Below are 24,967 nucleotides of genomic sequence, written 5' to 3' on the forward strand. Positions count from 1 at the left end.
ATTGCGGGCGCGGCAAAAAAAAGTTCGGTTACGTCAGGCGCTGCGCGACTCGGGTTCGTCGTCGGTCAGAATGCCTGCGTCCTGTGCAGCATCGCGACGATCTTCCTGATCGCCGCGCGCCGCCGTGGTCGAGTTCGGTTCGGCGGCGTGCTCCATATCGCGGAGTACGCCCGAACCGTGCGCGGGTGTTGCCGGATCGGCCTGGGAGACCGGATCTTGATTCACTTCAGACTCTGCAGTGCCCGATAGCGGCGCAACGTTTGCCGCTTCGGTGGGCGTCGGCACAGCGGCCTCGCCTGGTTCGCACGCCGCTTCGGGCGCTGCCTCTAACTCGGGCGTGACTTGTTCGGCGGTCTCGGGACTGTCGAAGCTCTCATGGCTACCGACGCTCCCGGTGCTCTCAGCCGCCGCTTCCAGTCGTTCACCGGGCTCCGGCTGCGCGCGCTCGACATTCTGCGCCTGGTGCGCTTCACCCTGCTGCGCAGCGATTTCCGTTCCTGCCGCCAGCTCCGCGCCGCTTCTTGCTTCCGCGCCGGTCGCCTCCCGCAGTTCAGGCGCGCTAGGCTCGCTCGTTTCGTTCGACGCCGCTGCCCCAGCGGATTCGACGTCGGAAAACTCGATTGCGTGCTGGCCGAGCAGATCCGCGTTCAGTTGCGCCGACGGGTCGGCGAGCGGCGGCAATTCGTCCAACGCGCGCAGACCGAGGTCGTCGAGAAACTGCCGCGTGGTCGCGTACAGCGCGGGACGCCCCGGCACGTCGCGATGCCCGATCACCTCGATCCAGCCGCGGTCTTCGAGCTGCTTCACGACCTGCGTGTTCACCGTGACGCCGCGAATCTCTTCGATGTCGCCGCGCGTAACCGGTTGCCTATATGCAATGATCGCGAGCGTTTCGAGCACCGCGCGCGAGTATTTCGGCGGTTTCTCGGGATGCAAACGATCCAGATACGAACGCATCGCGGGCTTGCTTTGAAACCGCCAGCCCGACGCCAGCCCGACCAACTCCACACCGCGCCCCGACCAATCCTGTTTCAGGTCTTCGAGCAAAGTCCTAACGGTGTCTGCCGACACGCCGTCGGCAAAGAGCTTGCGCAAATCGCCGAGTTTTAACGGCTCCTGCGCGCAGATCAAGGCTGTCTCGAGGACGATCTTCGCCTCTTGGGTATTCATGCAGCTAGGTCAGACCCTGTGGTCAAAGAACCGGATCAAACAGACGATGTGGAACTGAAGACGCGCTCGCCCGATTCTGATCGGTCATATTGATGGGAGCACGCACCGGGGGGAGGCGAAACAGACTATCGAGCCAAACCCAGCCGGACGGAGCAGCGATATTCCGGACAGGAATCGCGTGACTGAGCGCCATATTACGCAAAAACAATCGGTGCGTAAAGCTGAACCCCAGGACAAAATGCCCGCCGCATTAGCGCATAGCGCTTGAGCGGAAGACTGCCTGCGCAAATGCGCGTACATCTGACAGAGCGCTCGTTGTCGTCGAGGTTCCCCCGCGCTCACGCGCGGACTATGACGTCCGATGCATTGCCAGAAACCGCTTCAGGCGCTCGACGCCGGCGTCGAGCCGCGCCACGTCGCACGCGTAGCACCAGCGCAGGAAGCCTTCGCCCTGCGGACCGAATGCGCTGCCCGGCGCGAGTCCCAGGCCCACTTCCCGCACCATCGTTTTGCAGAGCTCCAGGCTGCGCGAGGCGCCCGTCATCGAGAAAAAGAGATACATGGCGCCGGCAGGCGCCTTGACGTCAATGCCGGGCACGGCCGACAGCGCCCGCACGAGGTGGTCGCGCGACGCCTTCAACTCGCGCACCAGTTCCTGCGTGAAGCGCTCGCCTTGCTGGACGGCAGCGATCCCCGCCTGCTGCACGAAAGCCGGCGCGCACGACGTGTTGTACTCCACCAGCTTGCCCAGATCGTCCATCAAGCTCGCGGGCGCGACGATCCAGCCGAGCCGCCAGCCGGTCATCAGCCACGCCTTCGAAAACGAGTTCACGCAGATCACGCGCTCGTCGCGCGTGGCGAGATCGAGAAACGACGGTGCGGTGCGGGTCGCCGCTGCGCTTTCGCCGTCGTCGGAATGGTCCGGATAATAGAGACGCTCGTAGACCTCGTCCGCGACGATCCAGATACCGTGCTCCCGGCAATGTGCGAGCACCGCGTACTGCTGCTCGCGGGTCATCACCCAGCCGGTCGGGTTGTTCGGCGAGTTGACGAGCAGCATGCGGGTGTCGGGCGTGAGCGCTGCCAGCAATCGCTCCACGTCGAGCTGCCAGCCATGTTCCCCGTAGTCGAGCGAGACCGTTTCCACATGGGCGCCGAGAATTTTCGGAATCTCGACGAGATTCGGCCACAGCGGGGTCACAGCAACCACCCGGTCGCCCGCGCCCACCACCAGTTGCGCCGCGAGCATCAGTGCGTTCACGCCCGCGCTCGTCACGGCGATATGGTCCGCCGTCGTCTCACCGTGAAGTTCGCTGACGTAATCCGCGAGCGCCGCGCGCAGGGGTGCAATGCCCAGGTTGTGCGTATAGAACGTAGCGCCGGCGGACAGCGCGGCGCTCGCGGCGTCGCGGATGAAGGCCGGCGTCACGCGGTCGGATTCTCCGAACCAGAAAGGCAGCACGTCGGCGACGCCAAAGCCGGCGTTGGCCACTTCACGGATCTGCGAGGGACGCAGCGCGCGCACCGCATCGCGCGCGTTAGGGACGGATGGCACGGAGAATTCCGGTTCGCTCATCGAGGCTTCCAGGTGATGTCGAGATAGTAACGGGCTAAGAGTCAACAGGAATGTCAGTTGAGGCGCTCCCGGCCGGCACAGCCGCCAGCGAGCGCAGACGGGAGTTTAGCCCAAGGTCCGGCGCTCGAACGCCGAGCCACCCACACGCCGCGGGCATCGAGCGGCGTAGGCATCGGTCGGGAGCATCCGACAGCTGCGGCACCGCAAGCCCCGAAAGCGCGCTGTCCGCTGATCGGATCAGGTCAGATCCTCGGCCCGTGCCGGCAATTCGCGGATCAAATCCCACACTGCCTCAGCAGCCGGCGACAGCGAGCGATCGCGACGCCGCACCAGTTCGACCGTGCGCTCGGCCCGCGGCACCAGCGGCCGCGCGGCCAGCGCGGCGCCAGCCGGCAACGGCAACGCGAGCCACGGCAGTACGCTCACGCCGATGCCCGCCTCGACGAGCCCGAACACCGTCGCGGAATGCCCCAGTTCCTGCACCACGCTGGCGTTCACAGCGTACTCGTGCATGACGGCGTCGATGAGCGGCCGGCTGCCGGACGCGTAATCGAGCATCACTAGTTGCTGGCCCTCGAGATCGCCCCAGCCTATCTGCTTCTGCCGGGCGAGCGGATGATCGTCGCGACACACGAGGCAGAAAGAATCGGTCATTAGCGATTCGCTCAACAGATCGTCGGCGGCAAACGGGCCGATGATCACGCCGAAATCCACCTCGCCGGATTTGACCTTGCGCACGACATCGCTTTGCACGTCGTCGCGCAAGCCGAGCGCAATGTGGGGAAAGCGTTCGCCGCATGATGCCAACACGCCGGGCATCAGCCGGCACGCGACAGTCGGACTTGCGGCCACGACAACCCGCCCACGACGCTGCTCGCCGATTTCGCGAATCTCGCGCAACGCGTCGTCCAGATCGATCAGAAGACGCGACACGCTCGCGACCAGATTGCCGCCCACGTCGGTGAGCTGCACCTCGCGCGTCGTCCGATCGATCAGTTTCAGGCCGATTTCCCCCTCCAGTTCACGCACGCAACGGCTCACCGCCGACTGCGTCAAGCCTATCTCCTCGCCCGCACGACTGAAGCTCTGCAGGCGCGCGACCTCAATGAAAACCCTTAGCTGGCGCAGCGTTACATTCATTTAGACGGCTCATCAATGGCATGTTTTGATGCGCATTGTAACCGGCCTCGCACGTCAACCACGGGAATGCGCGCAGTCGCTGCAATGCAGCAATAAGGCGCAAACGCACGCGGTGCGGGCCTGGTTGCACAAGATTGGTGATTGTCCCGATTTGCGAGATGGGTTTTTTGGATTCTTATACGGCCCTAGCTAGCGCCCGCGCTGGCCCGCTGTCACGGGGCTTTCAGGCGGTTGGACTCAACTTGGCACACATCCTGCATTTACATGTTCACAGGGTCGGCGCCATGACTTCTGACTGCATAGCAGGCCGTGGCAACCCGACCCCCTTGGCACTCGCCTATCGAGTGCGTGGAGAGTGCGCGGCGCGGGGCAGCGCACCGGAGTTAGCTTCGCTGAGGTGAAACATGATGCTGTTCGACGATTTGAGAGACAACGAGTGGGCGCTGGTCGAGGCGTTGTTCTGTGCGGAGCCTGCACGGAGCGAGCGTCGCGGTCGGCCGCGCGTCGAAGCGCGCGCCGTCGTCAACGCCGTGCTGTGGGTGCTGTCGACGGGCGAAGGCTGGTCCAAACTGCCGGGCCGCTATCCGTCGCCACCGACCTGCCGCCGCCGTTTCGACGAGTGGCAAGCCGATGGTACGCTCGCCGAAATAGTTAAGCGACTGGGCACGAGCGGACGCGAAATCTCGCTGCGCGGACGCATTGGCGCGACCGCGGCCAAGCCGCCGGCACCGCCGAGCCGTGACCGTCTGCGCGGCGCATTCTGGACGAATCCGGAATCGTGGCGCGCGCCGGTCAAGATGGCTTAAGCGAAATCGTGTATTTCCGGGCGCCTGTGGCGCCCGGAGCATATCTGGAACCGCCCGGCGACTGCCCGGCGGTTTTCTTCGGACGGCCTCGGTTCGGCGATTCCATTCCCGACGGTAGCGGTTTGGACGGTTTCAGCTCTGACAGCTTGGTTGCGACGGCTTCAGCTTCAACGGCTTCACTGCCGGCAGGCTGATTGCCGACAACGCATCTCAGACGGCCTGTTTGAGAGCGCCTATCTCCCACGACTCCACTTCCTACGGCCTCGTTCAGGCTTCGCGTTTTAGCGACTTCTCCCGCCGACTGTTGTTTGCACGGCCTCCCTCCCGGCAACTGCGACTGGACTCCCGTCTCTCCCCCCGAAAGCGCCAACACGGCACGCCGGCCTACACCGCCGCCGCAAATCAACTACCGCTTTGTCCTGCGCTGCCTCAGACGTTTGACGCACCCTGCGAGTTGCGGGTGAAACATCCATTTACCATTACTTACAGCGTGCTTTCGTCTGCGGACATACCTTATGGCTATGCAAACATGCCTGGTATGCACGGGGCTTGGACGGGAGCTCAGCATGAAAGCAATGTCACTGCTTCTGTGCGGCATTGTGCTTTCATCAATGGCCGCATCGACGCTCGCGCAACAGCGCCCTCAAGGTTGGAATTGGCGCCCCGATCGGACGGCTTCGATGGAGGCGTGGCAGCAAAGCGCGGCGCGTAGCCGCGAATTCACGCCGCCCACGCCGCGGGGCGACTTGCGCGGCGATATCGCGAGCAACGTGCGCACGCGCCCTGAAGCGCCGCATGGCGAGCCGTCGCGCCGCCGTTAGGTCGGGGGGCGCCGGCCGTGCCTCACGCGCCGCTCGCTCGCTCGAGCGAGCGCGAAAGCGAAAGCGAAAGCGAAAGCGCGACGAATGTACAGCGAATATCGGGGAACCACGGCTCGCGTCACCGGTCTGACTTAACGCCATTAGCACAGCGTGGCAGCAGTAATTCCGGTACGCCCGCATCTTCGTGATACGGGCTTTTTTTTGCTCGCGCCGGATCGGTGCTTGCAAGCTCGGAGTGGTTAAGGATTCAAGGGAGACGTGACAGGTTTCCGTCCGCGTGGCGCGGACGGAAAATCGAAGCATATGACGCCGACGAGAGCCTGTAGCCGCGCGGGCCACCAAGCCATCCGGCCACCAGGGCCGTCTGGCCATGAAGCTTGGGCGAGGCCTGCTTCAGCTGCGGCGAACCGCTAGGTGCGAGCTTCGAGCGGCATTGGTGAACGGCTCTCTACTGCAGCAAGAACATAGTCGTTCATGCGCTGCGCGGTCCAGGTGAGGAGCCCCTCGTCGTGCGAGAGCCGGGCGAATTCTGCGCGACCCCGGTCTGTGAGGACGGCGATGTCGACAGGGGCATGAAAGCCCGGCGCCGGCGCGACAGTGCGCTGCCGAACGGTGTCCATGAGGCCTAGCGCGCGAAGATATTGGAAAACGCCGGGGCGTTTTGCCCATGGCACCTGGCGATATTGCGCTCGCCGCAGCGCTTCGAGTACCGCTTCGTTGGAATACGTGGTCATCTCACTTCTTTCTTAAAGTGCAGCTATGACACATCTATGCCAACACGTCACCGCGCCACCAGCGACGCGCTTGGCACCCGCCCTTGGCTGGAAGCTGGTCGTAAGCGCTACGGCCGAATTCCACCAGGTGCTGCCTTGGTCTTGATTTCGGAACCCCCGTCAGAACGGCATGTTAGCGTTCTACCTACGAGCCGACGATGCAACCGCTGCGGCGCGATAGCAGGCTCGAAGCTTTAATCCCGAAAGACATACGTTACCCCATCTAAATTGATTCTATTCACTTTATTGGCGCTTTTTTTTGCAGCAATCGTGATATGGAAGCGCGCTCGACGCCCCCTCGCCTTTTGCACAATTGCCTTCTTCTGGCTGGTTTCGGCCGGATGGCTCACAGCTCCGTTGCTGCGCCTCGCCCAGCCGCAGGCGCAAACCAGCGCGCCCGCGCGGTTCGCGTCGCGCACCGCGATCATCCTGCTCGGCGGAGGCACCGTATACAACCGGGACAAGGTGCTCGTGCCGCCGCGCGATGTACTCACGCGCATTGACGTCAGCGCGAAGAACTACGCGGCGTGCAAGCGCGCCGCCACCCTCTGCAGCGTGATTGTCAGCGGCGGCAATCCACAGCGGCATCCCGCGACGGAAGCCGACACCTATCTGCCGTACCTGCTACGCGAACAGGTGCCACGCGCTGACATCGTGCTGGAAAACAGCAGCCGCACGACCTACGAAAACGCGCGCAACGTATCCGCTATTGTCGGACAGTCACGTTACGATTCCTTGATACTCGTCACGTCGGCGTACCACATGCCCCGCGCGATGCTCGACTTCCAGCATTTCGGCCTTTCTCCGCAGCCGCTGATCTCCAGCGCGCGCCGCGCGAATCTCGGCCTGCTGCCGCGCTACTCCAACCTGGTGAACGCGGAAATCGCGCTGCACGAGCTTATCGGAATCGCGCAATATCACGTGTACAGCGCCATTGGCCTGTTCTGAACGTGCGGGTGCCACCAGCCGATTTACCTGGCGATGCGAACGACTGTGAAGCGTCGAGCGCATCGCTATGCACTAAGCATACGCGCCGAGTAACAAGATGTAAGCCCGGCGCCTTTGTCGTTACAAAGCACCCGCTGGAGCGCATATTGCTGACTAGAATGAACTGTCTTTCCCAATCGAAAGACAGGTACCTGGGTCCAACCACTCTGCGGAGGTAGCAATGAAGCAAGTGTCCCTCGCGATCCTGATTTCCCTCGGTGCAGTAACCGGCGCGGCCTACGCGCAGGAAAGCGGCGTGACGATGAGCACCGACCCGGCAAAGGCCGCCGACGTCGAGCAGCGCGCGCAAGATTTGCAAAACCGCCCGCAAACCATGGAAAGCGCCCCCGCGCCCATGAAGCATCACAAGAGTTCGCCGCATCACAACAAGAAAGGTGCGAAGGCCGACGCGTCGAGTTCGTAAGCGGTTGCCAGCCCCGCCGGTGGCCGGCGCTTTCTGGCGTACTGCGTGAGAGCACCTGCGGCCTCGCCGCGAAGGTGAAAAGCCGAAGCCGGCACCGCCGGTTTCGGCTTTTTTATTGTCTGATGCACCGGCCGGCGCGCGATGCCCGGTATGCTAAAGTCGCGCACCGACCGGCGCCTTGCCGGAACCTAACCCGTGCGCACCCTGGTGCGGAGGACAGCATGAGCAACATCCAGCTTGATATCGAATGGACCGAAGCAGCATCCCGCAAAATCGAAAAATTGATGCCGCGCGGCGGTCAGGAAGCGTTCCTTGCGCTGCCGCCCGTCGAATGCCTGCCGATGGAAGGCGACGTGCTGTTTCTCGGGCCGGACGGCAAGCAGCAGCCGTTTATCGTTGCCGAGCGCCAATATCATCACGACGGTGAAGCGGACTGGACCATCATCCTGATTCTCGACGTGCCGCAAGCCACGCATTAACGTCGACGGCGAGCGTAGCTCGGCCTGCACCGGCCCCGCAATCACTCGCCGTACGAAGTGCCGCGGCCCTGACGCTCTGCAGGTGCCCGGAAGACTTACAGAATTTTCGTCACAACGCGAATTTCCGCGTGCTCCACCCAGTCCGCCACTGCTGCCTTGTAGGCCGTGATGTGCGCGGACTTTGCGTGCGCGGCCAGCGTCTCCTGACTTTCCCAACGCTCGAAAAACACGAACCGGCGCGGCTCCTGAACGTCGCGATGCAAGTCGTATTGAAGCGCGCCCTGCTCGTTGCGCGTCGGTCCGACAATGCCTTCGAGAGCCTCGCGCAACTGCTCTTCGTAGCCGGGTTTCGCCACTGAAATTGCGACCACCGCGATTTCCGACATCCTTTCTCTCCATTTCACGAAAAGCAGCAGCATACCCGCCGCTCGCCGGCGCTGCAGGCGACCACACCACGCGCACACCACGCAATTCTGGAACTGCTCGCCGGATCGGTCCAATATGCAAATAGCATCACGGACTGAAGTTTGGCGTGCATACACAGGCCGCCCTGCTACCCTCGGCTCATGCAGGCTCACAAATGCCGGATGGCAATCGGTCCGGATTGGCGCAAGGCGGCACAGCAGTGAACGCCGGCGAGGCAAACTCGACGCCGCGGCCTGCGTCATCGGCGGGTGGCCACGTGACCTCACGGGTGACGCGGCCGGTTTGCTCCTCTGTGACAACCCGCACATTCATGCAAGTTGCAAGCTGCTAGACTCATTTTGACCACTCCGCCGGAGTCCCGCATGGCTGGCACTGCTCTCAGCGTTCCAGGGTTTGTCCCACTGCGCGGTGCGGGCGTCCGCGTTGAGTATTCCGTTGCGCATCCGCTGTGCGCCGAGTCTGCGTGCGCACCCCGTCACCCGATTGCCGCGATGCCACCATGTCCGCTCTCGTGCCCGTCTTTATGCCATCCGTCAGCGAAGTCAGTCTGAGCGGCCTGCTTCCCCATCTGGTCCGGGACGAATCCGGCTGGACCGCCACGTGGCGTGCTCTCACGCTGCATAGCGTGTTTCAGCCGGTGCTGTCGGTCACGCATCAGTGCGTGGTCGGCTACGAGGCACTGCTGCGCGCATTCGATCCGGTCGGCCTGCCGGTTTCGCCCGAGGTTCTCTTCTCGGGCACCCGCTCGGCGGCCGACGCGCGCGAACTCGACCGCATCGCGCGTTGCCTGCACGTCGCCAATTTCATGGAGCAAGGCATCAGTAGCGGATGGCTGTTTCTCAATACGCGGCCGCAGGTGTTCGAAACCGGCTGGCCGCAGCGCACTTTTATCGACGAGCTTTCCGCGCACTTCGGCCTGCCGCAGGAACGTATCGTGATCGAGGTGCTCGAGCAGCCCGCCGACGACGAGTCCGCCGTCGCCAGCATGCTGGCCGCCTCGCAGCCTCGCGATTTTCTGATCGCGATCGACGACTTCGGCACCGGCTTCTCCAACTTCGACCGCGTCTGGCGCTTCCGGCCGGACATCGTCAAGCTCGACCGCTCGCTCGTTGCGCGCGCCGGCAAACGCGAAGGCGACGACTCGATGATCGGCCACCTGATCGCGATGCTGCATCAGTCCGGCACGCTGGTACTCGCCGAAGGCGTCGAAACGGACGAGGAACTGATGATCCTGATGCAGGCCGACGTCGATTTCGTGCAGGGTTTCTGGCTCGGCCAGCCCAATGGTTCCGTCGAGGCGGCCATTGCGCGAGTGCCGGCGCAGATCGAGTCGATGTGGGGCAAGTTCGCGGACTACGAGCGCGCGCATGCGCGTCACAAGCAACTCGGCTTCGAAGGCTTCGCCGAAGCGGTAATGGCAGCAGCCGAGGCTTACCGGATCACGGGCGACCTGCAGCAGGCGGCGCACAAAGTCTGGCATCTGGGCGAGGCGCGCCGCGTGTTCATCACCGACGAGCACGGCCAGCAGACTCAGGCATCCGTCACCGCCGCCTTCGTGCCGCCGCCCCCGCAGCGGCTCGCGCCGCTCGCGAGCAGCGCTTGCAGCAACTGGTCGCGGCGCGCCTATCTCAAGCACGCGCTGGCCGCACGCGGACGCGTCGCGATGATGGGTCCGCACTATTCGCTCGCGGACGGCGAAGACTGCTACACCGCGGCGCTCGCCTTCGATCGCGACGGCAAGACGCACGTGCTGTGCGTCGACTTCGTGCCCACGATGCCGGCCGGAGCCGCAATAGGGCTACGTGCAGGCGGACGGCCTCGTTAGTCGTCCACGCGGCTGCGGCCCGATTTGATCTCGCTGCGCCTTAGCTTGCTCTCGAGACGCCGCACGTTCGATGCGCGCGTAGGCCGCGTCGCAACGCGCGGCTTGCGCGTCACGCTCACGCTTTCCACGAGTTCATCTAACCGCGCGAGCGCCGCCGCGCGATTCAGTTCCTGAGTCCGGTGCTCCTGCGCCTTGATGACCACCACGCCTTCACGCGTGATACGGCGATCGGACAACGCGAGCAGGCGCATCTTGAGCACTTCGGGCAACGACGAAGCCCGCACGTCGAAGCGCAGCTGGATCGCGCTCGACACCTTGTTGACGTTCTGGCCGCCCGCTCCTTGCGCACGCACCGCGGTCAATTCGATTTCGTTCGACGGAATGCAATAGCGGGATGTCATGACGCGAGATAAAGAAAGAAATCCAGCAAATGTAGATAGCGTGAGCGGCGCAAGCATCGCGCTATCACCCTCGCGATTCGGCCGATGGCCGCGGATCTGCGGCATCGGCCGGCGCGGCCCGAACCGTGCAGCGTGAACAGACGGGACGCATGCTTCGCGCCTGATTGGCGGTGAAGCGATGAGTCGCGCTATCGCGATTCATCGGCTAGCGGCCGCGCGATGCCTCCTCGATTCTCGCAGCAAGGCCGGAGTCTCGCTGTGTGGGCGTGGCGATGGCCTGGGCTAGCACCGCGCTCGCGCCGATCACTTCGACGCGCTCACGAGCGCGCGTGATCGCCGTATAGACCAGCTCACGCGACAACACCCTGCTGAAGTTGGACGGCAGCATCAACACCGCGTGCTCGAACTCCGAGCCTTGCGACTTGTGGACGGTCAGCGCGAACGCGGTGTCGTGCGGCGGCAGCGCGGCCGGCGACACCGCGCGCAGACCACCGTCGCCGGTCCGGAAATAGACGCGCAGCGCGCCGCCCGCGCCGGGCAACGCAATGCCGATGTCGCCATTGAAGAGCCCCAGCGCGTAGTCGTTGCGTGTGACCATCACCGGTCGCCCGGCGAACCACTGCGCACCGACTGCGAGCGTCACGCCGGCCGAGCGCCGCACGTGCGCGGCCATTAGCGCGTTCACCTGATCTACGCCGCGTGGGCCCGAGCGGGTCGCGCACAAAACCCGGAAGCGATTCAACGCGTCGAATAGCGGCAACGGGTCCGGAGTTCCCGCGGCGAGCGCGGCGGCAAGCGCATTGGCATAGGGCGCGAAACCGGCCGCGAGGCGCTCGACGGTGCGTTCGGCCAGCGCGACTTGCGCGTCTTCGTGAAGCGAGGCGGCATGTTGGGTGGCTTCGTCGAGCAGCACGTCGAGCGCCGCGCTTGCCGCGCCATTGCGAATCGCCAGCGACAAACGGCCAATCGGCGATTCGAGCCCGAATCGATAATTGCGCTCCAGCCAGACGACGCAATCCGCAAGCGGGTTTTGCGACCCGTGACCCGGCGTTCCGAATCGCGCACTGGCGGCTGATGCATCGGCGTCGTACAGATCTGCGCTGTGCGGGTCGGCGGCGTTGCTGTCGAGGTTGCTGGCCCCGTCGGGCGCGGCGAACAGGTCGTCGGGGGGCGCATAGAAAAGATCCGATGTGTAATCCGCCGAATGATCGGCTTGCCGAAAGCGCTTCGGCTCTTCGTCGACGTCTTCGGGCAGTCGTGGCAGCGCCTCTGTTAGTCGCGTCTCGCCGATGCCGAGCGCACCGGCGATTCGCTTCACGCCCTGCGCGCTGAACGCCGGCCGCGCGCTCAACTCGGCGAACACGGCGCCGGCCTCTACCGCCGCGAGCTGATCTTTATCGCCGAGCATCACGAGCCGTGTGTGCGGCGCAATGGCGTCGAGCAGATGCGCGGCCATCGCGACGTCGATCATGGATGCTTCGTCGATCACAACCACGTCGTAAGGCAGAGGATTATCGCGATGATGCCGGAAGCGCCCGCCCGGCCCTGAGCCGAGCAGACGATGCAACGTGTACGAAGTTTGCGGCAAACGCGCGGCAAGTTCAGGCGGCAAATCTCCGGCACGCGCAAGCAGGGCTTCCTGCATGCGCTGCGCCGCCTTGCCGGTGGGCGCCGCAAGCGCGATTCGCAGATCGGCGCGCGTGTCGAGCAAGCAGGCGAGCACGCCGACCACCGTTGTGGTCTTGCCTGTGCCCGGACCGCCGCTAACGATGGTGAGCCGCCCCGACAATGCCATGACAGCGGCCACGCGCTGCCAGTCGACGTCATGGTCCTTCGGGGGGCCGAAGTAGCGCAGAAGCCGTTGATGGAGTGTTTGGGTGGTGTCGGTGTTCGCGCTGGTGTTAGTGCTGATGTTCGCGCCAATGTTCGCGCCGGCCTCGCTATCGACGGCCGTGCCCTGTTCCGCGTCGGCTCGACTGCGAACGCCTGCGGGCAACTTTTCCGCAGCTCGCTCAGCCGACCTCTCAACCGCGCCGCCAACATCGCGTCTACTCCCGAACGCACCCGCACTCGTCCCCGCGCCTGCATGCGCGACCAGCGCCCGCGCGAGACGCCGCTCGTATTCGTAGTAACGCGCGAGGTACAACCGCCCTTGTGCGTCGATTACCAGAGGCCGCAGTGCGGCTGCCGCTTGCGACCCATCGCTCGCCATGCCGCTCGCGAACAAGGCCGTCCGCACTTCGGCGGTCGGGGCCTCGAACCGACGCGCGAGCGCGGCCAGCGGCACACACACGTGTCCTTCCGCGGTCGCGCGGCTCGCCGCGAATGCGGCGCGCGCCGCCCATCTGACAGCTTCCGCCGATGCCCCGCCGCGTCGCGCCAATGCACCGATCCGCCGAGCGAAGCCTTCCGCCAGCGCAATGCTGAAATCCGCCGGCGCGGGCAGATTGACACCGAGGTCGTCGAGTTGAAGCGGCGCCGACACGGTTTGATCGAACGTGCTCATGCTGCACCTCCGATCATCGCCGCGTCGAGCAGCGCAACGAGTTCGAACGCGGGCCGCCTCACGTGCACACCGGCTTGGGCCCCGGCGTCGCGCCAATGCGGACGAACGCCGCGCACGAACAGATACAGATAGCCGCCGATATGCGTCTCGTACGAATAATCGCGCACGCGAGTCTTCAGGTAACGATGCAGCGCAACTGTATAAAGCAGCGCTTGCAGATGATACGCATGGCTCGCCATCGCCGCTTCGACCGGCGCGGCCGCGTAATCCTGCTCGGTATCGCCCAGATGGTTGGACTTCCAGTCGACGATCCAGAACCGCCCGTCGTGCTCGACGATCATGTCGATGAACCCCTTCACGAAACCTCGCAGCACACCCGGCTCGAGCGCGACGTCCGGATAGCCATGCGCGACCAGCAACTCGCGCAGCGCGGCGAAATCGAGCGACGGAGCCGCGAACAGGAATTCGAGTTCGTTCAGACGCCGCCGCGGATCGAGACGCGCCAGCGTCATGCCGGGCACGAGTTCGGTGCTGACGACGTCTGCGAGAAGTTTGCGCATCATCGCCGGCAAACGCGGAGCAAGCTCGGGCGACACTGGCGCGGGACGCTCGTGCAACGCTCCGCGGATCGCATCCGGCCAGCTTTGCGGATCGCTAAAATCCGCAAGTTCGAACATGCGATGCAGACACTCGCCGGCCGCTGCTCCGCGCGGAAACGCGAGAATGTCGTCGGCGGCAACGGACGGCGCCTGTAGCGCCGGCGCGGACACTGTGACCGGCGTCGAGACGAGCGCATCGGCGATTTCATCGTGATCGGGCCACACTTCTTCCACTGGCGGCTGCGCGTCTTCGGCCTTGCTGCCCGCGACGATCAGACCGCTAAAGCTCGCCATGCGCCACTGATCGCGCAAGGGCCGGCGATTGCTGCGCGCGCGCCTGTCAGCGCCGCTTTCCTGCATGCTTTCGAGCGGCGTGCGGCGCTCGACCTTCGGCAGTGCCCGCAATGCGATCGGCGCACCCGCCAGTGCTTGCCAGCGCGAGGACAACGCGGCCTCGTCGGGCGGATCGGCGAGCCAGCCGTCGAAGTCATAGCCACCGCCGGCCACCAGCCAGTTCAACACACTGCGTCGCGACTCTTTCGTGGAGCGCGACGACAGGTACGTGCCCGCGACCAGATAACAGCGGTACACCGCGCGTGTCAGCGCAACGTACACGAGCCGCGCCCGTTCGGCCGCCTGCTCGCGCGCTGCGTGACGGGTCGCACGTTCGGCCTCCTCGTCGTCGCAACCGTAGTGCAGCACCGCGTCGCCGCTGGCATCGTGATACTCGCGGGCGTCGGGCAAGCCCGACGACGGCGGCTCACGCAAGCCGCCGTCGTTCAGAAACGGACAGAACACGACTGCGTATTCCAGTCCCTTGGACTTGTGCACGGTAACGATCTGCACGAGATTGCGGTCCGACTCGAGCCGCAGTTGCGCCTCCTCGCCGCCGCCCTGGGTGCGCTGCGCGGCGAGCCAGCGCAACGTCGGCGCAATGCCGGGCTGTGAAGCCGCGCGCGCCTGCACGAGTTCGGCAAGGTGATTGACGTTGGTAAGACGCCGCTCGCCGTCCGGCGCGGCGACGAGCCGTTGCGCGACCCGCAGTTCGCGCATCAGCGTGCGCCACATGACGGCAAAGCCGCGCTCATGCCAGAGCGTGCGGTAGCGCGAAAAACGCTCGACCCAGCCCATTGCGTCCGCCGCGTGCGCGGGATCGTCGGCGACAGCGGGTGCGTCGGCAACCTGTTCGAGACGCCACAGCGCCGCGGCGTCGAGACCGAGCCAGTCGGTCGCGAGCGCGGCGCGCAAACGGCGCAGGTCGCCGGGTGTGTCGACGGCTGCAAGGACGCGTTCGATCTGCTCCGCGTCGAGCGTTGCAAACACCGAGGCCTGCGCGAGCTCCACACTGCCGACGCCCCAAGCCGCCAGCACACGTTTGATGAGACTGCCCTGCTTGTGCGTCTGCACGAGCACTGCAATGTTGCCGGGCGCGAGCGGCGCGTCGCCGACCGTGACGGTGCCCTCGCGCGCGCCGCGCAAGAGCCGCACGATCTCGGCCGCGCACGCTTCACTCGCTTCGCGCTGGGCCTCGCGTTTGGTCAATGCGCTCTCACCTTGAGGCAAGGTCCAGACGTGGAAGTCGCCCGCTCCCGCGTCCGGGTCCGACAATGGCGGCCTGCGCCGCTCGCCGGCTCGCACCGGCTGATAGTCGAGCCCGTCGAGCACGAACGCCTGTGGGTTTGCCTCGAAGACCCGATTGCAAGCTTCGACGATCGGCGCCGTCGAGCGCTGGTTGACGGCAAGCGTGTAGCGTGCCGAAGCCGACGCGCGCGCCGCCAGATAGGTATGCAGATCCGCCGCGCGAAAACTGTAGATGGCCTGCTTCGGATCGCCGACCAGAAAGAGCGGGCCCGCCGGCGCAAAAATACGGCTGAAGATTGCAAACTGCAGCGGGTCGGTGTCCTGGAATTCGTCGATCAACGCGGCCGGATAACGTGCTCGCAACGCATCCGCGAGCCACGGGTGCGCTGCGAGCGCGCGGTAGAGATTGGACAGCAGATCGTCGAACGAAACGACGCGGCGCGTGCGCTTGCGCGCCGCCAGTTCGGCGGGCGCATAGTCGAGCCAGATCTGCATCAACGCAAGCCAGCGCGCGCGTTGCGCCGCTTCGCCCGCAACAACAGCTGCCGCCAGCGCTTCTGCATGCTCGAAGAACGCATGCTCCGGCGGTTCGAACTTGACCTTGGTGGCCTTCTTCAACGCGGAAGCCGTCAATTTGAGCGCGGCCCGCGGCGGCGGCGCATGGCAATCGCCCTGCGCGAAGTACTCGGTCCATGCGGCAATCGCGGCGCTCACATGATCCGGTTTGTGCGTGGTTCTGCTCAAACGGTCTTGCGCCTGTTCGAGAAGCGCCATGATCGCATCGCGCTCCGCATGCCACAGTTCGCATGCAGTGTCGAAACCAGCTCGCGGATCGGTGCTCGTCTCGACGTCCATCACGCCCCAGCGCAGTTGCGCCAACGGCTTTTTGAGGCGCCGCGCGAGTTGTTCGTCGAGCGATGCCGGGCCGGCTCGCTTTGCCACTAGCCAGGCCGCGAACGCCGGATGCGCATGCGCGACAGGCTCGACCTGCTCGCGCCAGAAATCGGCAGCCATTTCGAAGCGCAAGGCGGCGTCGTCGGCTTCCATCTCGAACGCGAACGGCATTGCGGCAGCGAACGGCGCTTCCTGCAACGCCCGTTGGCAAAACGCGTGGATTGTGTGGATCGCCGCCTGGTCGAACGTGCGCAGCGCTCGGCGCACCACCTTCAACGCCGCTTCGCGGTCAATGCCACGCTCCGGCGCGAGCGTCGTTTCGAAGAGACGGCGAATGAACGGATCGCCGCCGTCGTCGTCCACCTCGATCGCGCGGTGCAACTCAGCAAGCCGCCCGCGAATGCGCTCGTGCAATTCGGCGGTCGCGGCCTTCGTAAAGGTCACGACGAGAATCTGGTCAGCGTTCAGATTTTTCTCGAGCAGCAACCTCACGTAGAGCGCGCAGATGTTCCAGGTCTTGCCCGTACCCGCCGACGCCTCTATCTGATTGACGCCGTCGAGCGAACACGCAAATACATCGAGCTCTTCAGCGAGGAGCGCATGACGATGCAGCGCGCCGCTCATGACACGCTCCGCAGATGCTGCAGCAACGGCTTGAAAACGATCGACGCGAGACTGCCGAACGGTTCGTCGAGGGTAAGCGGCGTACCTCGCAGCGCGATGCGCAATGCGGGGTCGTCGGACTCGCCGCGCACGCGGTCGTTGATCCATACGCCCTGGGCCGCCGAATCGCTTTCGCTCACCTTCGCCCAGGCGCTTTTCGGGAAAAAACGCAGCGGCAGCCTGCGCCCTGACTTGAACAGCGCGGCGAGCAGCGCGAGTTCGTCGAGCGGGGCAGCGACGGGCGCGAGCTCGAAGCTCTCCCCGCTGCCGTGCCAGACACTGCGACGCGGACCGTCGGGCCGTGCCGCGCAATAGGCGAGATGCGCGAGCCATGCAGAAAGATAGTCGCGCGCGGTAGGTTTGGCGTAGCGAAAAATCACTTGTCCGGTTTCAGTCAGCAGATTCAACGTGCCGTGCAGTTGCAACGGCGTCAGGGCGGCCTCACGAAGCTGCGTGTCATGAGCGCCGAACAGCGCGCCTGCAATGTCCGCGTTATCCGGCCAGCGCGGTGCGATGTCGAGCACGAACGGCAAGCGTTCGACTCCCGATGCCACCTCGCGGCGCACACTGTCGGCGAGCTGGCGCAACGCGCCCAGTTCTCGCGCGCGCCACACGGCGCCGGTCGCGCCGCCGGGCAACTCGGGACTCGCCTCGGCAACGCGCCGCACGCGGTCGAACATGAGATCGTCGTCTTCGATATCGGCATCTAGCAGCACGGGCAACAGACGCCCGGCCAATGCATCGCGTCCTGTGTAATCGAGTTCGAACGGCTCGGTGTCGAGCAGTTCGCCTTGCGCGTCCGATAACACAATGCCCAGGCGGTCGCGCAGCAGCGCGCGCGCCGGATGACGCCAGAAGCGCACGAATTCGTCGAATCCGACGGACGCGGCATCTTCAGGGGGCAACGGTTGATCGAAGAATGGCGCGGCGGCTCGCTGCTGCGGCGTGGCGAGCAAAGTGGCGAGTTCCGCGCGATCGGCGTCGTAGGTAAACAGATCGGGCTGCGCGGTGAAGTACTCCGACGCAAACGCCTGCAGCGGGTGATCGACGATGAACGCGTGGCGCGCCTGCTCCACTTGGGCGGGACTCGCGCCCTCGCCCGCCGACACCTGCGCCAGATGGTCGAGCAGTTCGTCGACGAGAGCGGCCGGTGGCAACGGCGCATTGTCGCGGATGCTGCGGCCGGTATAGGCGATAAAGAGACGGCTGCGCGCGGCGAGCAGCAGATCGAGAAAGAGATTGCGCTCGTCGTCGCGGCGCTGCCGGTCGCCGGCTTTGCCGAACGCGGCCATCAGATCAAATTCGTCGGCGCGGGCGAGGCTCGGCAACACGCCGTCGTCCATGCCCAGTAGGCAGACAACGCGGTACGGCAAACCGCGCAAGCTCGTCAGCGACGAAAACGTCATACTGCCCCAGGGCACACCGCCGCGCGCGGGGTCGTCGAGCGCTTCAGTGAGCGCGCCGCGCACGACCGCCGCGGGCATTGCGACCTCGTGCGCACCCGCCTGCATCGCGTCGCCCATCTTGTCGATCGCGTCGCGCACGGCGGCGAGCGACTCCGCGAATTCCACGCCGCCGTCGAAACACTGCGCAAGCGTTTCGAGCAGCAATTGCGTCCATTCGGCCGGAGTCTGTTCCGTCGCGCAACGCACCGCGAAACTGTCTATGTCGTCGACGAAACGCGACAGGCGGCCAAGCAACTCCGCGTCAGAACCGTCGGCGCCCTCGACGGGCAGCCACGCGTCGACTGGCTCGCCGCCCTCCGGCATCGCATAGCCGAGGTACAGACGGGTCAGCGCATCCGCGAACGTGTGTCGCGCAACCGGCACGTGTTCGCCGCTCGGCTCCGCGGGCGAGAGTCCGCGCCGCGCCCCGGCCGCCGCGAGCCATTCCTGCGCGGCTTCGAGCGAGCTCGCGTCGATGCCGTAACGCACGGCGACCGCGTCGACCCGCAGCCATTCGATCAGGTCCGGCGCGCCGACGCTGCGCTCCGGCAAAGCCAGCCAGTCGAGCACGAGGCGCGCGACGGGATTGGCCTGCGAAGGCGGCAAGCCGGTGATCCGATATGGAATGCGGCGCGTATCGCCAACGGGTGTAGTGCCGAAGACCGCGTCGATCAACGGACCGGCGGCGGCCAGATCGGATACGGCGACAAGCACGTCGGACGGTTGCAGATCGTCGAATTCGTCGAACCAGCCGAGCAGACGGTCGTGCAGCACTTCGAGCTGCCGCGACAGGCTGTGACATACATGAACTTCAATGCCCCGCTCGTACGGCAACTCGTCGGCTTCGGCCTCCGGGCGCAGATCGAGGATGCCGTTCTGCACGGCGGCGAGCCAGCTCGGTTCCGGATTCTCAGAGAAGTCGCCGGTCTCGCCGGAAGCCGCGCTTTCGGTGAGCTCGTGCAGCATATGCAACTGCGCCTGAGTTTGACGGCCCCACTCCGCAAGCAGCGGATGACCGACTTCCTGATAGTCGAGCTGGCCTGCCGCGTCGAGCGCCTGAACGCGGCCTTCGCTCACCACGTCGAACCAGAATTCGCGGCACGGGTTCATGACGTAGAGACGCACGTCGACCCAACGCGACAGCGCACGCAGCAATGCGACGTGCAGCGGCGGCATGGTGGGCAGCGCGAAAACGCTCACCGCCTCCGGCCAATCCGCTTTCGCGATGGCGTCGAGGTCGAGCGTGCCGATCTCATCGAGAAAACGGTATGCGGGCGGCAACGCGGCGGCGGGCGTTTGCGCGTTGCCAGCAAGTTCGGTCAGGACAGCGCGCCACAATGCGGCTTGCCAGCGTTCGTCCTCGCGCGCCGCGTCGCTCGCGCCGACGAGGCGCGGGCCTGTGTCGTTCGCCGCGCCGTTCGCCGCGCCGTTCGCGAAAATCGAGCCGCCCTTCTGCCATTGCAGCAACCATTCCGGACGATAGGTCAGATAGTGATCGAGCACGGTCGCCACACGCCGCGCCAGTTCGTAGCGCATCGACGGATCCGCGGCATCGAGATAGGTGCGAAGACGCGGCGAAGCGTTCCACGGCGGAGACTCGTCCGAATCGCCCAGCAGACGATAGCAGCGCCACACGAGCCGGTCGGGCGCGAACGGCGAATGGCGCGGCACCTCGATCACGCCACCGATTTGCGCCCACAGCCACTGCGCGAGGTAGCCGAAGCTGACGTTCGCGCAGATGCCCTGGCGCGCGGCGATATCGAGCTCGAGCCGGCGCCGCACAGCGGCGCTCGGGACGATCACCGGCTGCGCGGTCCAGGCGTCGGACGGCGCTTGCGCGAGGTCATCGAGCAGCGCGCCGACAAGCGTTTCATAGCGGTTCGAGTAGAAGAGCTGGAGCATGGATCCGGGACAAGACGGTATGGCGTTGCCGCATTCGCGACAAGCGCGCGAACCGCGGCAGACATTGAAGCGACAGCATAACAAAGCCGCTCGCCGGGCAGAACCTGGCCGAATGGACGAGGTCAGATCAGATGCAAAATCAGTTAGACTCGTCGGCAGTTTTGGGGCTGTCCCCGGGTTCGTGCCTTCAACCGCTTTTCGTCAGTGAATGGAATCAGGCAGTCGATGCGTTATTCGGTTGAGATAAAAAAATTCCTTTATAGCCAGTACTTTTATGGCGGCCTGCGCATCGCGGTCGGCGTGTCCCTGCCGGCGATGCTGTGCCTGATCGTGTTCCACAACCGCGAACTGGGCTTCACGATTGCAACCGGCGCCCTCGGCGCCTGTGTCGTCGATATGCCGGGCCCACTGAAGTACAAGCACAACGAAATGCTGGCGTGCTCGGTAATCGGTTTTCTGTCCGCGCTCGCCACCGGTCTTGCCACCGTGAACCCGGTGGCGCTGTGGTGCACCGTGGTGCCGCTCACGTTCGTGCTGTCTTTGATCGTGGTGTACGGCAACCGCTGGCCGCAGATCAGCTTTGCCACGCTGTTCATGATGATCATGACGCTGGAAGAGCATTTCACGCCGATGCAGGCGCTCGTCAACGCGTCGTGGATTCTGCTGGGCGGCCTCTGGTACACGTACTGGTCGACTGCCGTGAGCCGCTGGATGATGCATCGCATCGAACAGCAGGCGCTGGCGGAAAGCGTCTTCGCCTGCGCCGATTATCTGCTCGCGCGTGCCGCCTTCTACGACCTCGACAACGACCTGGACGAGTGTTATCGCAATCTGGTCGACAAGCAGATTGCCGCGGTGGAGCGGCAGGACGCGGCGCGCGACATCGTGCTGCGCAATCTGCCGAAGTTAAAGAGCGGCAAGCTCGAACCGCGCCGGGCAATGCTGTTCAATCTGTTCATCAATACGGTCGATCTGCACGAGTTGTTCGTCGGCGCGCATACGGACTATCCGCTCGTGCGCAATACCTTCGGCGGCACCGACCTGCTGGTGTTCTATCGTGACCTGATTTGCAAGGCCGCGAGCGATCTCGAAGAGATAGGACTCGCTGTCCTGCAAAACCATGCGCCGAGGGCGCGCGTCAACGTGAAGGCGGAGTTGCGCGCGATCGAGTTCGAGATCGAACTGATGCGCAAGCAGGAGTTGCCGGCGAAGAATCCCGAGGCGTATTCGGCAGTGTCGTCCACGTTCCGCCGCGTCTGGAGCGCCACGCGTCTGATCGACAAGATGCGCAGGAGTCTGTCGAGCGATCCGAGCGCGACGGAAACCGAACTGCGCCTCGACCAGGCGCTGAACCGTTTCGTGTCGAGCCGCCGCGTGCCGTTCGGCCAGATCTTCTCGAACCTGACCATGGCCTCGCCGAGCTTTCGTCACGCGCTGCGCGTGACGATCGCGGTGGCGGTCGGCTTCTGGCTCGGCCGCCTGCTGCCGCTCACCAATGCATACTGGATCGTGATGACCACCGTCATCATTCTGAAGCCAGGCTACTCGCTGACCAAACAGCGCAACGGGCAGCGGATTGTCGGAACGTTGATCGGCTGCACGGCGAGCATCGCGCTCATGATTTTCGTGAAGGAGCCGCACATTCTGCTGGTGGTGATGTTCGCGTCGATGGTGATGAGCTACAGCCTGCTGCTGTTCAACTACACGGCGAGCGTGGTGTTTACTTCGTCGTATGTGCTGCTGATGTTCCACCTGCTCGCGCCGGGCAGCATGCGCCTCATCGGGGAACGCGCGATCGACACGGTGGTGGGCTGCGCGATCGCGATTGCCGCGAGCCACCTGTTCCCGTACTGGGAATATCGTCTGATGGGCAAGCTGGTCAACAACATGATCGGCGCCACGCGCCAGTATCTCGAAGCAAGCTGGTGGTGGAGCGGCAAGCCGGCCGCCGCCGCGGTCGCCACGGTGACAGAAGCCGGCGCGTGGGCGCCCGTCGCGGCAATGGCCGATCCGGCCACCGAGTTCGGCAAGCCGGCGCTGGCAGTCGCGGGCCGCGCCTTCGAAAGCGGCGGTCAAGCCAGTTTGCAAACGGGCGATCCGGCCGGCACCGGCACTCACGCAAACACTGGTGCGGGACCGAACGCGCCGGCCGGCTCGGGCGTTTCAACGCTCGGCAACGCGGCGGCAAAGCCCGTCGCGGGCGCATCGCCTGCGGCCGCGGCTGCCGCAACCGCACTGGATCGAGACTACCGTTATCGGCTCGCGCGCAAGAACGTCCACGTGGCGTTCGCGAATCTGGGACAGGCGTTCCAGCGCATGATGCTCGAACCGAAATCGGCGCAGAAGTTCGTGCCCGAACTCAACGGCCTGCTCGTGCGCAGCCATGTGCTCGCTTCGCAGATCACGGCGGCCGCGCCGCTGCTGCGCACATCCGCGCAACAGGCCGACGGCGTGTCGCTGCAACCGCTGCAACGGGCGTTGAGCCTCGTGCGAGACAATCTCACCGAGGCGGAGGCCGGCAGTGCGCCGCCCGCCGATCAGGGCGAGCAGATCAGGCAACTCACGCGCGAGCTCGACACGATGGTGGTCGAAGCGGAGAAGTCGAAGGAATATTCGGCGGATGCAGTGCACGACATGAAGCTGCTCGTGCATCAATGCAAGCAGATGCTGGCGGCGGCGGCGTTGATTCGCAAGGATGCAAGTGTGATTCGCCTGCCCGATGAGTGACGTGGCCGACTGAAGTTCAACCAAGGTTCGGCCAAGGTTCGGCATTGGGTCCGACATGGGTCCGACATGGGTCCATATGGCTCCGCATGCCTCGGACGGCTCCTACGAGACGCGAACTACCCGCTTTCCCGTCTCGCGCGATTCGCCCCGCGATAAGTCGACCGGCGTTCATGCACGATGAGCGCCGTAACCTCACTGGGCGGTGCCGCTCGCGGGCTTCACAGCGGTGGTTGCCGCGCTCGTTGCAGTCGCTGCGGCCGCGCCCGATGAAATGGACACCGCCGGCGCGTTGTTGCTGTCGAACTCGCGCTTTTCCTTGATCGCGTTGTAGAACAGCGTGGCGATCACCAGCAGTACCGCGACCACGATGAATACAGCGATGCCCAACGTCGGATTTTTCTTGCGCGGCGGTTTGTTCATGAGACGGCTCGGACCGCGATGCGAATCGCGGAAGATAGCGGAGAAGGCGGCATTCTACGCCGACCCACCTTGCACTCGCCTTGCAGCCGGCAGCGCTTAAAGGCTTAGTGAGCCGCCACGGCCTGTACGCGGCGAACGCGCACTTCGCCCAAGGCTCGCCTCACACGACTGCGGCGGGCCGCACCGGCAGCGCCGTCGAATATTTGATCTGCTCCATCGCGAAACTCGAACTCACGTCGTACAGCGGCACCGCCGCGATCAACTGCTTGTACACGCGGTCGTAGTCGTCGATATCCGAGACCACCACGCGCAGCAGGTAGTCTGTTTCGCCGCTCATCCGGTACACCTCGACGACTTCGGGAATGTCCTGCACCGCCCGTGTGAAGCTTTGCGCCCACGCTTGCGTGTGCTGATTCGTGCGCACCGCGACGAATACCGTCGTGCCCACCCCAAGCTTGCGTGCATCGCACAGCGCCACTTGCGCGCGAATCACGCCGGTCTCCTTCAGCCGCTGCAGCCGCTTCCAGCAAGGCGTTTGCGACAGATTCACGCGCTGTGCCAGTTCGGCAATCGGCATGGTCGCGTCTTCCTGCAACAGCTCCAGCAACTTCCGGTCGATGATATCCATTCCCACCGTCTCGCCCCTTTAGGAAATTATTCTACTTTTCAAATTGCACGGGGAATTATATGGAAACTCTTTCTCCGGGCAAAACGGTATAAATGTTCCAACGTAAAAACGTCGGCAAGCCATTGCCGTTCAACGACCTTGGACCACGACCTCCGTTCCTCCGCCCGTCTCCTCGATCAGTTCGCGCAGCCTCACGGTCACGAGGCCTCGCGGCACGCCGGGCACCACGAGCCTCTCGCACGACTGTGCAACGCACTCGACGCGATGTTCGAAGCCTGTGCAAGTTTTCCGGAGCCTTCGCATTCCACTTTCTTCGCGCGCGGCATGCGAATCGCGCTCGCGCAAGCCGCGGCCGACCCCGCGCTGCTGAAACCCTGGCAACGGGAGGCATCGCTGGACAACTACCGCCGGCATCTGCTCGCCGCCGATCCGCAAGGCCGCTATGCAATTGCCGCACTCGTCTGGCTGCCGCATCAGGCGAGCCCGGTGCATGCGCATCACACGTGGTGTGGATACGCGGTGCTCGACGGCGCGCTGAACGAAACTGTTTTCGAATGGAACGGCTCTGAGGACTTCGCCATCGCGACGCGCTCGCATGCGCGCCCACGCGGCGCGGTTTCGTTTGTGCGGAGCGGTCGGGGCAACATTCACCGGCTGGGCAATTGCAGCGATGCCCCCGCGGTGTCGTTGCACGTGTACGGTGTTCCGGGCGCGCGCATCGGAACGCATGTCAACGACGTGGTGCGCGTCGCGCCCGCGCTCGTCTAGCGCCTG

18 protein-coding genes and 1 pseudogene are annotated in these 24,967 nt (G+C 64.7%); 8 read left to right on the plus strand and 11 right to left on the minus strand.

The window, feature by feature from the left end:
• Positions 1 to 33: 33 nt before the first annotated feature.
• The 3 genes from scpB to RW095_RS29665 all read right to left on the minus strand — a co-directional run bounded on the left by scpB (position 34) and on the right by RW095_RS29665 (position 3,886).
• Positions 34 to 1,170, minus strand: coding sequence for an SMC-Scp complex subunit ScpB (gene scpB, locus RW095_RS29655; protein ID WP_317022299.1), 1,137 nt, complete (start codon positions 1,168 to 1,170; stop codon positions 34 to 36).
• A gap of 349 nt (positions 1,171 to 1,519) precedes the next feature.
• Complete coding sequence (locus RW095_RS29660; RefSeq protein ID WP_317022300.1) at positions 1,520 to 2,746, minus strand: pyridoxal phosphate-dependent aminotransferase; 1,227 nt, start codon at positions 2,744 to 2,746, stop codon at positions 1,520 to 1,522.
• 237 nt (positions 2,747 to 2,983) lie between these two features.
• Positions 2,984 to 3,886: a LysR family transcriptional regulator gene (locus tag RW095_RS29665; protein ID WP_317022301.1), complete on the minus strand. Its 903-nt coding sequence runs from the start codon at positions 3,884 to 3,886 to the stop codon at positions 2,984 to 2,986.
• Positions 3,887 to 4,293: 407 nt separating this feature from the next.
• Between RW095_RS29665 and RW095_RS29670 the strand changes: the two are divergent.
• Positions 4,294 to 4,689, plus strand: a pseudogene (locus tag RW095_RS29670) (transposase); the annotation flags it as partial.
• Positions 4,690 to 5,258: 569 nt separating this feature from the next.
• Positions 5,259 to 5,513, plus strand: coding sequence for a hypothetical protein (locus RW095_RS29675; protein WP_201701820.1), 255 nt, complete (start codon positions 5,259 to 5,261; stop codon positions 5,511 to 5,513).
• A gap of 410 nt (positions 5,514 to 5,923) precedes the next feature.
• Here the strand turns inward: RW095_RS29675 and RW095_RS29680 are convergent, their stop codons facing one another.
• Positions 5,924 to 6,247 carry a hypothetical protein gene (locus tag RW095_RS29680; protein ID WP_317022302.1) on the minus strand — a complete coding sequence of 108 codons (324 nt, stop codon included), beginning with the start codon at positions 6,245 to 6,247 and terminating at the stop codon, positions 5,924 to 5,926.
• 309 nt (positions 6,248 to 6,556) lie between these two features.
• Between RW095_RS29680 and RW095_RS29685 the strand changes: the two genes are divergently transcribed.
• From RW095_RS29685 to RW095_RS29695, 3 genes are all read left to right on the plus strand, one after another.
• Positions 6,557 to 7,234: a YdcF family protein gene (locus RW095_RS29685; protein ID WP_317022303.1), complete on the plus strand. Its 678-nt coding sequence runs from the start codon at positions 6,557 to 6,559 to the stop codon at positions 7,232 to 7,234.
• Positions 7,235 to 7,454: 220 nt separating this feature from the next.
• On the plus strand, positions 7,455 to 7,697 hold the full coding sequence (locus RW095_RS29690; protein WP_317022304.1) for a hypothetical protein: 243 nt from the start codon (positions 7,455 to 7,457) through the stop codon (positions 7,695 to 7,697).
• A 221-nt stretch (positions 7,698 to 7,918) separates the two neighbouring features.
• Entirely contained in the window at positions 7,919 to 8,176 is a 258-nt protein-coding gene (locus RW095_RS29695) for a hypothetical protein (protein WP_006052974.1), read from the plus strand.
• Positions 8,177 to 8,271: 95 nt separating this feature from the next.
• On the opposite strand, the gene RW095_RS29700 is transcribed toward RW095_RS29695, so the two are convergent.
• A complete protein-coding gene (locus tag RW095_RS29700) occupies positions 8,272 to 8,562 on the minus strand; it encodes a putative quinol monooxygenase (RefSeq protein WP_128591228.1) in 291 nt (96 codons plus the stop codon).
• Positions 8,563 to 9,101: 539 nt separating this feature from the next.
• Between RW095_RS29700 and RW095_RS29705 the strand changes: the two genes are divergently transcribed.
• The gene (locus RW095_RS29705) at positions 9,102 to 10,427 is read left to right on the plus strand and encodes an EAL domain-containing protein (RefSeq protein WP_317022305.1); all 1,326 of its coding nucleotides are present in this window, start codon (positions 9,102 to 9,104) and stop codon (positions 10,425 to 10,427) included.
• Here the strand turns inward: RW095_RS29705 and arfB are convergent.
• The 4 genes from arfB to recC all read right to left on the minus strand — a co-directional run bounded on the left by arfB (position 10,424) and on the right by recC (position 20,418).
• Positions 10,424 to 10,828 (minus strand): alternative ribosome rescue aminoacyl-tRNA hydrolase ArfB, encoded by a 405-nt coding sequence (arfB, locus tag RW095_RS29710; protein WP_317022306.1) that lies wholly within the window; start codon positions 10,826 to 10,828, stop codon positions 10,424 to 10,426. The genes RW095_RS29705 and arfB overlap by 4 nt on opposite strands.
• Positions 10,829 to 11,033: 205 nt before the next feature.
• Positions 11,034 to 13,334 carry an AAA family ATPase gene (locus RW095_RS29715; protein WP_317022307.1) on the minus strand — a complete coding sequence of 767 codons (2,301 nt, stop codon included), beginning with the start codon at positions 13,332 to 13,334 and terminating at the stop codon, positions 11,034 to 11,036.
• Positions 13,331 to 17,032 carry an exodeoxyribonuclease V subunit beta gene (gene recB / locus RW095_RS29720; protein ID WP_317022308.1) on the minus strand — a complete coding sequence of 1,234 codons (3,702 nt, stop codon included), beginning with the start codon at positions 17,030 to 17,032 and terminating at the stop codon, positions 13,331 to 13,333. The genes RW095_RS29715 and recB overlap by 4 nt, the downstream gene beginning before the upstream one ends.
• Positions 17,029 to 20,418 (minus strand): exodeoxyribonuclease V subunit gamma, encoded by a 3,390-nt coding sequence (recC, locus tag RW095_RS29725; protein WP_317022309.1) that lies wholly within the window; start codon positions 20,416 to 20,418, stop codon positions 17,029 to 17,031. Before recC ends, recB begins: the two co-directional genes overlap by 4 nt.
• Before the next feature lie 225 nt (positions 20,419 to 20,643).
• On the opposite strand from recC, the gene RW095_RS29730 reads away from it, so the two are divergent.
• Positions 20,644 to 23,145, plus strand: a complete 2,502-nt coding sequence (locus RW095_RS29730) for an FUSC family protein (protein WP_317022310.1) — start codon at positions 20,644 to 20,646, stop codon at positions 23,143 to 23,145.
• Between the two features lie 192 nt (positions 23,146 to 23,337).
• Here the strand turns inward: RW095_RS29730 and RW095_RS29735 are convergent, their stop codons facing one another.
• Together RW095_RS29735 and RW095_RS29740 are read right to left on the minus strand one after the other, a co-directional pair.
• Entirely contained in the window at positions 23,338 to 23,565 is a 228-nt protein-coding gene (locus RW095_RS29735) for a hypothetical protein (protein ID WP_317022311.1), read from the minus strand.
• A gap of 160 nt (positions 23,566 to 23,725) precedes the next feature.
• The gene (locus tag RW095_RS29740; protein ID WP_317022312.1) at positions 23,726 to 24,199 is read right to left on the minus strand and encodes an Lrp/AsnC family transcriptional regulator; all 474 of its coding nucleotides are present in this window, start codon (positions 24,197 to 24,199) and stop codon (positions 23,726 to 23,728) included.
• A gap of 258 nt (positions 24,200 to 24,457) precedes the next feature.
• On the opposite strand from RW095_RS29740, the gene RW095_RS29745 reads away from it, so the two are divergent.
• The gene (locus tag RW095_RS29745) at positions 24,458 to 24,961 is read left to right on the plus strand and encodes a cysteine dioxygenase family protein (RefSeq protein ID WP_317022721.1); all 504 of its coding nucleotides are present in this window, start codon (positions 24,458 to 24,460) and stop codon (positions 24,959 to 24,961) included.
• Positions 24,962 to 24,967 lie beyond the last annotated feature (6 nt).

Origin of the sequence: Paraburkholderia kirstenboschensis (genome assembly GCF_032806925.1) — a bacterium.
Taxonomy (GTDB): Bacteria; Pseudomonadota; Gammaproteobacteria; order Burkholderiales; family Burkholderiaceae; genus Paraburkholderia; species Paraburkholderia kirstenboschensis.